The organism is Niastella vici (assembly GCF_002077945.1).
Classification (GTDB): Bacteria; Bacteroidota; Bacteroidia; order Chitinophagales; family Chitinophagaceae; genus Niastella; species Niastella vici.
The window spans coordinates 112,578-124,474 of sequence record NZ_LVYD01000060.1 but is presented as its reverse complement, the minus strand read 5'-3'; the positions used below and the strand labels follow the sequence as shown (position 1 = coordinate 124,474).

7 protein-coding genes are annotated in these 11,897 nt (G+C 41.7%); 1 reads left to right on the top strand and 6 read right to left on the bottom strand.

What is annotated here, in order from left to right; genetic code table 11:
- Nucleotides 1–247: 247 nt before the first annotated feature.
- The 5 genes from A3860_RS28090 to A3860_RS28070 form a co-directional block, all read right to left on the bottom strand.
- Nucleotides 248–1,681 carry an alpha/beta fold hydrolase gene (locus A3860_RS28090; RefSeq protein ID WP_081152851.1) on the bottom strand — a complete coding sequence of 478 codons (1,434 nt, stop codon included), beginning with the start codon at nt 1,679–1,681 and terminating at the stop codon, nt 248–250.
- A gap of 1,064 nt (nt 1,682–2,745) precedes the next feature.
- The gene (locus tag A3860_RS28085; protein ID WP_081152849.1) at nt 2,746–4,002 is read right to left on the bottom strand and encodes an IPT/TIG domain-containing protein; all 1,257 of its coding nucleotides are present in this window, start codon (nt 4,000–4,002) and stop codon (nt 2,746–2,748) included.
- Nucleotides 4,003–4,354: 352 nt separating this feature from the next.
- On the bottom strand, nt 4,355–4,747 hold the full coding sequence (locus tag A3860_RS28080; RefSeq protein WP_158085385.1) for a RidA family protein: 393 nt from the start codon (nt 4,745–4,747) through the stop codon (nt 4,355–4,357).
- Between the two features lies 1 nt (nt 4,748).
- A complete protein-coding gene (locus A3860_RS28075) occupies nt 4,749–6,143 on the bottom strand; it encodes a M20/M25/M40 family metallo-hydrolase (protein WP_158085384.1) in 1,395 nt (464 codons plus the stop codon).
- A 7-nt stretch (nt 6,144–6,150) separates the two neighbouring features.
- Entirely contained in the window at nt 6,151–7,146 is a 996-nt protein-coding gene (locus tag A3860_RS28070) for an MBL fold metallo-hydrolase (protein WP_081152842.1), read from the bottom strand.
- A 203-nt stretch (nt 7,147–7,349) separates the two neighbouring features.
- Here A3860_RS28070 and A3860_RS28065 point away from each other — a divergent pair, with 203 nt between their 5' ends.
- A complete protein-coding gene (locus A3860_RS28065) occupies nt 7,350–7,706 on the top strand; it encodes a winged helix-turn-helix transcriptional regulator (RefSeq protein ID WP_081152841.1) in 357 nt (118 codons plus the stop codon).
- A gap of 993 nt (nt 7,707–8,699) precedes the next feature.
- On the opposite strand, the gene A3860_RS28050 is transcribed toward A3860_RS28065, so the two are convergent.
- Nucleotides 8,700–11,426 (bottom strand): WD40/YVTN/BNR-like repeat-containing protein, encoded by a 2,727-nt coding sequence (locus A3860_RS28050; protein ID WP_081152833.1) that lies wholly within the window; start codon nt 11,424–11,426, stop codon nt 8,700–8,702.
- Between the last annotated feature and the right edge of the window lie 471 nt (nt 11,427–11,897).

The window sequence follows — 11,897 nt, the reverse complement described above, 5'->3', positions numbered from 1 at the left end:
CACGGGCTTTGCACAGCGCGATAGAAATCCGTCCAGCTGACCCGACTGTTAAGGAAATGTGAAGCCCGCGCTATTGCGGGCTTTCGCATTTTGTGCGAGTTTGAGTAAATTCCACGATCCCCGGGTTGGCGACTTTTCGGGGAGCTTACACTGAACCCAACGGAGTCAGAGAAGATAAATTAATACTTCTTTTCAGCGATGAAATATATCTTCCTTCTTTTAACACACATCGACCATTGTCCGGAATTTAATATGCAATGATTTGTTCATTTGGGATTACGATCCTGTTGTAAGGATGATCTAAAAACATTTGTGTCATTTGGCGAAACGTTGTGCCACCGATCCCATGAGACCGGTTGATAAATAAAAAGCATTGAGCATTTGGCATATAGTGTTTGATCCTGTACATATAGAGCGGACTGCATGCCGGGTCCATTTCGCCATCACCAATCAGTACAGGTTTGCTCGAATAATACGGTTGCCTGGTTTGAACCGATATCGGTGGAACTTTCCAGCAATCACAAACTGCATTATATACGTCATTGATATGAAAGCCCCTCAGAAAAGGATATAGCTGGTACAACTGTTGAATCACTTCTTCACTGTGGTAACTTGCCTGGTCGGCACAGTACACCGACATTCGCATTCCGCTTGGTGCAATATTCTTGTTGAAAATATCGTCCAGCTTCTTTTGAATATACGGAGCATGGTTGCCTTTGATCATTTCAGTGATCATAAATGGAACATTCTTAATGGCAGATGGATCTTGCAAGGTATTATCAAGAATGTCGAATAGTTCGTTCTTTGTATATTCGATTTGAATAGTATCGACAGTGCCTTTTTCAACATAAGGGAAATAGAATTTTTTATCAGCAATCGAATTGAAATAGTTTTCGAATTTGGTTGCAAGACCGCCATAGCGTTGTTGATCTAAAGAATCTTTCTCACAATGCCCGGACAAAACATGTATAGAATTAACAAAATTCATAGGCTCATCTTCATCAATCGAAATAAAAGTTGGTAGTGGTGAATCCAATACCAGCGACCGCACTTTTGATGGCTCCTTTTGAAGCACTGCAAGCATGACCACTCCGCTGTAAGAGACACCGGTTAAATTAACGGAATCGATCTTCAGCACTTTCAGGAGATCGATAATGTCTGCAACCGTTTCATCTGTATTGTATCCTGAAAGGTCAATGCCTTTCTTCTCCAGCTTCTTTTTATATCGCTTTACACCTTCCAGCCACATGCTGTCCTTGTTCAGGTTTTTCCGATAGGCTTCACGAGTGGCCGTGTCCAATTCAAAGCTTCGCAGATTTGGAATGGCAAATTGGGTGCCTCTTTGCTCAAAGGCAATACAATCCCTGCTTTCAATCACACTGCTTCTTTGCATACCATTAATCCAGGCAAGTGAAGTACCCCCCGGCCCTCCGGTTGTAAACAGAAATGGATCTTTCTTTTTATCCTGACTTTTACTTTTCAAAACGATAAACGGGAGTTTGATCATTTTTGAAGAAGCCTTCTTCCTGTTTTCGGGCACGATGAGATAACCGCATACAGTCTGGAAGCTGCTGTCAATTTTGTAAGGGAACGTGGAGTCGGGTTTTAACCGTGGGGGTGCTGAAGCTATATAACTGCTGTCAATTTTAAAATTGCAATTGCAAGTTTGTATTGAAGGCATATAGACTTTCTTTTGGGCATGGGATTGCTCGATTAACGAAAGAAGTAATAAAATACATGAATAGAATTTCATTGGTTTTAGGTTAAGCTGTCACTTTTGCAAGTGGCATACCTCTTTTTTAATTATTTGATTATAAATAAGATATTCAATTGGCTCACGGATAAACCTGTCCGGATTTAGTACAACTGTTGTCCGCTATAGGAACACACGTCTAAGAATGGTCGAATGATCCCTTGTCACCAAGTCAAGAGATAATAAGTTCAATTGTTACTGAGATCAAGCATATAAAAGACCATTAAGGAGAACTAGGAAGAATCACAATAACTGAAATAATAAATTTATGCATACCTAAAGCATTTACTTATCGCCAATAATTTGGCTATCCATAGCGGCCTAAAATAGAGATAAAAGTTTATTATTTATTTATGATGCCTAGACTTTATTTATTCCTGGATTTTATCAGTCATTCAAATTTTCATGAATCCTCCATTGAGGGTTAAAGACTCCCCTAAAGCCTTTAAATCCTGTATCAACAGGTTAGACTGTCCAGTTGTCCCGACGAAAAAATGAAGCCCTTCAAATCTTTGAGTTTGATGGGCTTTTTAATTTGAATAATTTTGAATCCATCCGCGTAAATCAGTCATTGCCCTCAATTTGAATCCGTTAGAGTAAGTTCGAATCCAATTGAAATCTTTGATTCATTTTAATTCATTTGTTCTGAATCTGTATACCTTAATAACAAAATCATTATTATAATACTGGCTGAAAGAGCATATTTACTTTAGAGGTTAGATATGCTCCTTTTTCGCGATTATAGGTCACTCCTTCGGAGAATACAAACTTTTGCAATTTCTCTTTTGGGGTACTCCGCTGGAATCCCATGTGGTAGTGAGTTGTGTCGAAAGTGTTATACCCCATTGGAAGTAAGTTTTAAGGTTAGAACTTTCTACATCAAGATTTACAGTGCTTTTGTGGATAAACCCGACCTAAAAACTGAAAATGAAAAAAGGTGCCCCAAAATTACTTTTGAGACACCCTCTTTTATTTTCGTTTATACGATATGCTTAGGGATTATATTTCACTACAAAACCCTGTGTATTGTTGTTACCAAGCGCCCATACTTTTCCATTCCTTGCACAAAGGACAGCCACTTTATCGTTTGCATTCAGGGTGAATTGCTCATTCCAGCTGGCGCCACCATCGGTGGTTTTAAGGATCTTATTGTTATAAGCAATGTACCCGGTAGTGTTATCGGTAAAATATACCGCATTGGCTTGCTGGGTTAATTTAGTCCAGGTATTGCCAGCATATTTTACCAGCTCATTGTTAAAATTTACCAGGAAAACTGTATTGGCATCAACCATCTGAAGCGCTTTTATATATGTAGCGCTGGAAACTGACGAAATATCTACTTCACTAAATACACCTGCTTTTTCTAAAACAACGTATTTAGAATTATTACTGGTGAGGATCAAATTGTTTTTATCAAGCGCTGACATTCTATCCCACACGCCACTACTACCGTCATACTTGGCGCTTTGGTACTTCACGGTTGCACCAGCAAAACGACCATCGACATCGTACAATCTTCCGAGAGTGCTAGCTATCAATCCGTTGGCGGGTGCCGATGTATACAAACCGATGATCAGCCAACCGAACGAGCTTTTCTCTGGTCCTATGGTCCAGGTGCTGCCATCCGTTGATACGGCTACCTTGTCCTTAAGTTCTAACCAAATATTTTTACCATCTGATGAAGAAATGGCATAACCATAACTGTAAACGCCGTTAAAGTCACTCGCATTCCAGGTTATACCACCATCGTAAGTGCGATAAATAGAATTTTCCCTTTGTGCAATGCCCAATGAATCCGTTGGGAAAATAAGATTAGTAAAAATTTGACTGCCAGCCCCGCTACCATTGGGAATAATGCCGGCATAAAACCAGCCTTTGGGTTCCACATAGTAAATAGAGACCCAACGGCTATAAGAGTAAAGGCCTTCTACTTCTATCTTAATAAAACAATCTTTTTGACCTGTTTGTACAAACTTTTCCGGAATAGTGAAGGTGATACTTGTATTTGTCAGGGCTGTAATAACCATTTTCTGATTTTCCAACGAAAGATGAGTCTTTGCCGTATCAGTACCAAAATTTTTTCCGGTAACGGTAACCTGTATACCATTAGTCAACCTGTCGGGACTTATAGTCGTAACAATGACGCTTTCGGGTTTAGGGCCACTATCGGGCTTACTATCAGATTTACTACAGGAGAAGAGCAGGGACATAGAGAAAAGAGCAAAGAGCAAAAATAGCTTTTGTTTCATAGATACGGAGTTTAATATGTATTGTTATGAGTCTGCAAAATGATTTGATAACCATAATGACAGTGCAAAAATGACCCATTAAACAAAACTTGTTCCTAGTAGTAATTGGATATAAATAATTAGTTAAGTGTATGTTGGTTGTTTGATCGTGGGAGAATTATTATCCGTTACATTATTTCAATTCTATATCCAAGTAGTTGTAAAGTCGGGCAGTGGGGAACACTATCGGACCAAGCCTAGGTGCTGAAGTTCGAATCCAATTGAGATCACAAAAGCAAGTCGAAAGACGTGCCTTTGTGTTTTGGTACGGTCTTTAAAAAATTATAGCTGAACGGGGTAACTTGTCACCGTTTTATTTCACTGCAATTACACTAATTTCAACATTTGCCCTCTTTACCAGGTCACTTACAGCAACGCATGTTCGGGCAGGATAAGGAGCTTGAAAATAAATCTGGTAAATGCTGTTGAATTCATCTATCTGCTGCATATTCCGTAGATAAACGGTAACATTCAGCACTTTTTTCATAGATGTTCCGGCCTGTTTCAAGATAGCGTTCACATTATTTAAAGCCTGGCGCACCTCTTCACTAAAGCCTGCATCGGCATTGCCGATTTGGCCCGCCACAAAAACCAAACCTTTGTATTCGGTATAATTACTGAATGGTTTCGATCCTGCATTATCTGTTTGTGCGTATGCGGTCATTATAAGCAACCCCATTACAGCGATAGTTATTAACTTTTTCATTTTATAATCCATATTTACTGACAAGTGCAACCATAGCAGCCATCGTCGCTGCTCCCATAGCAACTTCCCTTGGATTGATCTTATCGTAGGTATCCAGTACGCTATGATGAATATAAAACAACCGGCTATCGTCACAGTCGAGGCTGATCAGCGCTGTTGCCTGTTCTTTCATAGGCACCAGGTCAACACCGCGTTGCTGCAATTGTATGTCGCCTGCTTTATATGGTATGAATAATTCTTTCCATTGTTGAAACCGTGCCATGGCTTCGGGTGTGGTTTCGATCCTAAATCCACGTGGCGCAAAGCCGCCTGCATCAGACTCAATAACGGCTATGTGTTTTTCGTTGCGCAACCTGGCTTGTTTTGCGTATTCGATGGCGCCATGTGCGCCGGCCTCTTCGTTCATGTAAAGAATGATCCGCACAGTACGTTCAGGTTGTAATGCAGTTGCCCTGAAAAGCCTGAGCACTTCCATGGCCTGCACCAGTCCGGCGCCATCGTCACTTGCGCCTTCACTAAGATCCCATGTATCGAGATGTGCGCCTACCGTTACATACTCATCGGGGTATTTTGTGCCCCTGATCTCGGCAATAACATTGTACGACTGCACATCGGGTAGTTGAACGCAATGCATACGAAGCGTATAATGCAGGCTGGGGTCTTTCTTCAGGGCATCACTTAACAGATCGGCACTGTTGGTACTCAGCGCTGCTGCCGGAATTTTCGGGACGGCTGTGTCGTAACTCATGGCGCCTGTATGCGGGTAATCATCTTTTGCCGGTGTTAATGACCGCACCAGCGCTCCCACGGCGCCCCTGCGGGAGGCCGCAATAGCCCCCTGCGCCCGTTGATCTGCTGCACCCAGATAAGCTTTGAAAGTCTCGATCTCACCCGCATCCATAGCCCGGTTAAAGAAAACAAACTTACCTTTTACTGCCTTGTTGGGCAAAGCGGCTAATTCGGCCCATGACCTTACTTCAACAACGCCGGCCGTTAACAGGCCATCAGTGCTAATAGATCTCCCCAGGGCGGCAACGTCCATTCTTACCCGCCTGCCTTTAACAGTATAATAAGAAATTTCCTTTGTGCCCCTTACCCAATGAGGTACTGTTACGGGCTGCAGATAAATACTATCCGGCTTGTATTGTGCCAATACCTTTTTTGTCCACTCAACGGTTTGCTGTGCCTGTAACGATCCGCTTATGCGGGCGCCAATGCGGGAAGTGAGATAACGTAAGTTCATATCCGTTTCACCATTCTTCAAAGCCTCATTATAAAGCTTATGAAATAAGATGGAGTCGGATGAATTTGATACCTGGGCAAATACAGACAAGCCAATGGCCAGCATTACAGTAACCATAAAGGACTGTAATGCTAATTTGAACAATATTTTCATATGGTTATTATTGACCGATGCCGGTAGTTGTATAATTAACAGGCACCCAATTGTAACCATTTTCTATTTTGCGAATATGACCTATGCCGGGAAAAGACAGGTGATCGCCAGCTATCCAGTACCGGCCTTTTGCTGCATCCTCATACGCTTTTCTGCGCGCTGCAGCAGCAGCTTTAGGATCTACATCATAAACAATGGTTATATCAGGCTTATTGAACTGCAAAGCGGCAACATGCATAATATCGCCCCAGAACATTATTTTTTCACCTTTACTTGTCACCTGATAAAAACTATGACCGGGCGTGTGCCCGGGGCTGGCAACGGGTAGTATGCCCGGGAAAAGCTCTGTGCTATAATCAAAGGTCTTCACCTTTCCGGCCTTAACATAAGGGAGCATTTTTAATCGCGCCTGCTCAAAGTAAGGCTTCAGTCTGTCCGGTGCTTTGGCATATTCGTCGCTTAACCAAAAGTCTGCTTCTTTTTTGCTTACATAAATCGTCGCATTGGGAAACACCATCTTATCACCATCCATCAAACCGCCGGTATGATCTGTATGAATATGGGTGATCAATACAGCATCTATTTGTTTCGGATCATATCCGGCGCTGATCATACTGGCAGGCAAATGCCCGAGCGAAGGTCCATATAGTTCTGAAGTACCGGCATCTATCAAAATGAGTTTACCTCCTGTTTTAACCAGATAAGCATTTACAGAAGCTTCCACTACCGGCGTTTGAAAATTGGAGCGGGTCAGCTTTTCAATTTCTGCAGGCGTTGTATTCGTCATCAATTTATTAAGCTCCTGGGGAATGCTGCCATCCGAAAACGCAATGATCTCTATATCGCCAATGAGCATATGATAGCTGGCGGGTTGTGGTAGCGACTTTGTTTTCTCCTGTGCGGAAACAGTTGATGTGAAGAACAAAGAAGCTACTATAAAAACATATAAAAAGATGCCTGATCCCCATGCACCCTTTTCTGAATTCTTTCTATACCTTTTCATTGTATGAATAATTTTACGTTGAAATTTTATTTAAAAAGCGAAACATCTTTTTAGTGGGCCCACTTTCAAAATGATTCGTATGCAAAGCTATGGTGCTTGCCTGCAGCAGACAAGTACGTACTTCATTATAGCATAGGGCTAAAATTATCCCTATACCCGGCTATGGTTTTATTGTATAATTTTACTTCGTAAAACAGTATATTATGGCTAAAAGAAAGATTCCTAAAGACCTCGATTGTGGCATGGGCATGATCATGGAAATTATTGGCGGGAAGTGGAAGCCCTGCCTGATCCATAACATCTGGAAAGGGCACAAAAGGCCCAGCGAATTACAACGGCTGAATCCCAAAGCTACCCGAAGGGTTTTGTATCAGCAACTTCAGGAGCTGGAAGAACATGGAATTATCCGCAGAGTGGTGTATCCCGTACTGCCGCCCAAAGTAGAATATTTCTTGACAGATCTGGGCTTATCACTGCTTCCGGTGATTAGCGTCATGGATGAATGGGGTACTCAATATCTGGAAAATCCGGGCCTGCACCCGAAACTGAAAATAGCGTAAAGTCATATACCGGTCTTAATTCCATATCCCCTTCATCTCCGTCAACACAATTGGTTTGAAATTATTATTTAACAAAAATCCTTGATTAAGTCCTTGCTATTTTGTCATCCAATTTAATTGTCATTTCCTTGTCTTTAATTAAGTAGCAGACATCATTATCGTTATTCAATATTATTATGCAACTCTCCAATTCTTCATCAAATGAACTGTCTGGCCATAACTCCAGCATCAGTTGCGCAAGAGCTTTTATGTTATACGTGGAAATTGGTTCAACTGTCATTGAGCTTGTTTTTATAGCCCCCCCCTTTTCGAAATCATTATGACCCTATAGTTGAAAAGTTGGGATTGTTGAGAAAGTATTTGCGGTGCAAGCAACAAAAAAGGAATAGACCACCAGCTTTTTTCTATCTAACGCTTGAGTTTTCCTGATTTGTAAGTTTAATTAATATGCTGAACAATGAAACAATAATAGCAATGTAAAATAAAGTACTGTAAAGTAAAACATTTTTTACTACACCAATATCAGAATAGGCTTCTTCTGGTATAAACCTAAAATTCTTTAAAAGTTTTTGATGATTTGATACCCAATACCCTTCGAGATCATGGAATCCTTGCCGTATCAGGCTATGTTATTGGAAGCAATGGAAACTACCATCTACCCGAGTGAACATGCTTGTCAAACTGGGGACGCCCGAATGGCAAGCATATCAATGGGAGAACTCACGCAAAGGGTACTGGCGAATAAGCCACAACCCGATCTTGCAAAGAGCCTTGAACAGTTCCTTACTAAAAAGAGAAGGGTACCTATCTCTCAGAGAATTAAGTACCCTTCCAACTGTATTATTCTGATGTGCCGCCATATACGGAACCGTATGTACGGTTGCTGGAGGGGACAGGTAGCGACTAATCGCTACCCTCCTACTCACTTCGAAGTATTTTTGTGAAAAAGGTACAGAATCAGTACAAGCCGGAACCCAATGTTAGTCTCAGTGATCAGAAAATTACTTTTATGGTGGCGATTTTTGATCCACTGGCTGCATTCAACACTTCTGCAAAACAAATATTGCTACGGGGAAACTGGGCTGCCGGTATATTTATTACATTCTCTCCTGCTTCTACGGGCACAACAGCACTGGTATAAAGGGTTTGCCCAAACCCGTTAACCACCCGCACCACTACCTGTTGTTTTGCCTGACTATTCAGATACAAATTAATAACCTTATTTATGACCGGATTGGGCCTTACAGAAATGGTTGTTCGGGTAATAGCTGATAATCGCAGCGTAAGTACGGAACTATAGCTGCCATAACCACTCTTATTAATTTCCCTGATACGGTAGTGTATAGTACCACTTAATGCAGTAACATCTTCGCTGTATGTATAATTATTCTGCCCGTTTGCGGTGGTATTATATACTTCCTGCCAATGAACCGCATCCAGGCTTCTTTCCACTGCATAACCGGTAATAGCGGCATCGGCATTTGTTTGCCATTTCACATCTGCATATACTTTTTGTGATACCGGCCGTTGCGATACTGATACATGGGTAAATTGCAGGGGCAGCGCCGACAGATCTGATTCGATAGCAACCAGACCTCGTCCTACTGTACTCATATATACACGTCCGAATACGTTCATATCTCCCATTACAAAATTACCGTTCCCCGGACCTCCCCACTCATGGGCATCGTCGTTTATTCGTGTCCACGAAGCGCCCTGGTCTGTAGAACGGAACATACCTTTAACTCCGCCAACAGTTCCCCAAATATAAACAGTGGGATAAGTAGCCCCCGTTGCAGTTTTACCAAATCCAACAGCTCCGCAATAAGTAACATTGGAAACAGTTGTCCATGAAGTTCCATTGTTCGTGGTGTATTTCAATCCGCTCCCGTTTAAAGCTACCCATACATTTCCTTCATTATCTGGAACTGCCCTTGCTCGTCCTGATCCCCATTGACCTGGGTTAGATGCTGAGGAGGTAAAACTTACACCTTTATTTGTACTTACTAATAGCTGTCCGCTATTAGGGCTATAAATGTAAAATTTATTAGTATTTACGTAATCTGCTATTGGATGAGCATCCTGAACATTAGTTACTCCTGTACTGGTCCATGATCCTCCATTATTTGTTGAATAATAAGTGGTACTTCCGCCGCCTGGACAATGAAGTATTGTATTTCCATCTGCTGACAATGCTACTTTCCCATAACCGCCGCCATTAGTAGAAGCCGCTTGCGTCCAGGTTGCTCCCTGATCGGTAGAGTAGTATAATTTATCTGTAACCCGTACCACTTTGTTGATATTATTTGCGGCATAAGCTATACCGTTATTAGAAGTAACGGTGGGAGTATGTACCTGCGCCGGATAGGCATAAATATCAGAATACACTGCTCCATATTGGTCTCCTACGGCTGAAATAAAATTACCACCGGGAATGCTTATGGCATCAAGTACAACCGTTTCTTCCATTCCTTTTACATCAAATTTCCAGGAAGTGGTGGATGCATTGATATCATCGCAGGTAAAAACTCCATTCCCCGATATAACCCTTACTTTTGCCGTATTTAACGGATCAAAGTCAATGCTACCTGCCCAATGTATCCCACGACCAGCGATCCAGCCAATGCCATTATTGTTCAGGGTACTTGTGGGCGTCAACTTTGAGGTCCAGGTACTTCCTCCGTCGGTAGAAAAGTAAATAAAATCTGCCCATGTGTTGCCAAACTGGTTGTTACTCCAGACGTTAGTAGTTGCAGCAATAATCCTGTTCGAATTTGCAGGATCAACACTTATTCCGCTATAAGGGTAATTATTCCCATTTGGAGTAATGTTGGTCCAGGTTCCGTTAGCAGTAGCCAATTTGTAAACTCTTCCGTTGCTGCCGTTCGATGGACCCTCAGCATCCGCCATTGTCACATATAAAGTAGAATTATCAGAAGATAAAACAGCCCTGTGGGGCATAAATGAGTTATCAGGCTGAATTGCATTGAAAGTGCTGCCGCCGTCGGTACTTTTGTATATATTATTACCTCCCGTGCGGGAAACTCCTATATAAATAGTTTGGGTAACTCCTCCCGAAACACTGGAAGGATCAAACACAACAAAGCAGATTCCGTTTCCATTGGTTGTAGTGGTTACACCATTCCAGGCCAGTGTCCAGCTGGATCCTCCGTTGGTACTTTTCCACAAACCATTTGCTCTTGTTCCACAAAAAAGGATGTTGCTGTTATTAGGATCCACAGCCAGACGTTCCCCATTAGATCTTCCCATTCCATTTCCATGAGCAGTAAATTGTGAAGTTACTACCACTTCAGTGAATGTATTTCCCTTATCTGTGGATTTTAAGATCGCTGTTTTTCCACCGTTAAAGTAACTAGTCCCTGCAAGTAAATATAGATTATTTGCATTCTGAGGATCCAGCGCCAGCGCTTCCACCCCCTGGTATGTAGTTTGATCCTCTGAAGTCCAATCGAGCAAAGGAATCCATTTTGAATTTACCGCATCCCAACGGTAAGCGCCACCAACATCTGTGCGACAGTAAATATCGCCTGATGTTTTATGACTTATAATTCCTGATACAAAACCGCCTCCACCCAAGGCTACATTACCAAATGTTTGTGCAATTAGATTTGTTTGTGAAAAGCAAAAAAGAATCAGCAAAAAAACCACTATAAATCGTGGCCGACAATAAAAAGGGCTGAAATTGTTAGACTTTGTCATAAATGTGGTTTTTAATAGGAAAAGTTGTTTATAATTGATTCATAAACCTTCTGATTTTTTTTATTCTCTGCAGGGTCTTCTACAGAAGACCCTGCAGAGAATAAAATTATCAATTGTGTTATCAATCATTCAATGAGGATAGAACTCATGTTAGAAGGATCTTGAAATCTGTAAGCGGCACCCAGAAGTTGGATGCGGCATCCCAATGGTAAGCGCATTGGTACGGGCATAGAGCAGGTTACTTTGAGCGGGGTTAAAAATAAGTCGGGTTACGTAACCACCCGCGCCTATCTTTACATTCTTCCATGAATCGGTTTGAGCAACAGCCTTTGCTGATATTATGTACAACATTAAGAACAATAAAAGCTTCTTAGGATAACATTGTTTCATGTGAGCGGATTTTATTCGTTGGTTGAAGCCGTTTAGGATTCAAATGTTATGCCATTAAGGTTGCACCATAGTGTCAGATTG

Excerpts from the sequence above, each read along its gene's own strand:
- A3860_RS28090 (WP_081152851.1), bottom strand. The coding sequence starts at position 1,681 with ATGCCTTCAATACAAACTTGCAATTGCAATTTTAAAATTGACAGCAGT.
- A3860_RS28085 (WP_081152849.1), bottom strand. The coding sequence starts at position 4,002 with ATGAAACAAAAGCTATTTTTGCTCTTTGCTCTTTTCTCTATGTCCCTG.
- A3860_RS28080 (WP_158085385.1), bottom strand. The coding sequence starts at position 4,747 with ATGAAAAAGTTAATAACTATCGCTGTAATGGGGTTGCTTATAATGACC.
- A3860_RS28075 (WP_158085384.1), bottom strand. The coding sequence starts at position 6,143 with ATGAAAATATTGTTCAAATTAGCATTACAGTCCTTTATGGTTACTGTA.
- A3860_RS28070 (WP_081152842.1), bottom strand. The coding sequence starts at position 7,146 with ATGAAAAGGTATAGAAAGAATTCAGAAAAGGGTGCATGGGGATCAGGC.
- A3860_RS28065 (WP_081152841.1), top strand. The coding sequence starts at position 7,350 with ATGGCTAAAAGAAAGATTCCTAAAGACCTCGATTGTGGCATGGGCATG.
- A3860_RS28050 (WP_081152833.1), bottom strand. The coding sequence starts at position 11,426 with ATGACAAAGTCTAACAATTTCAGCCCTTTTTATTGTCGGCCACGATTT.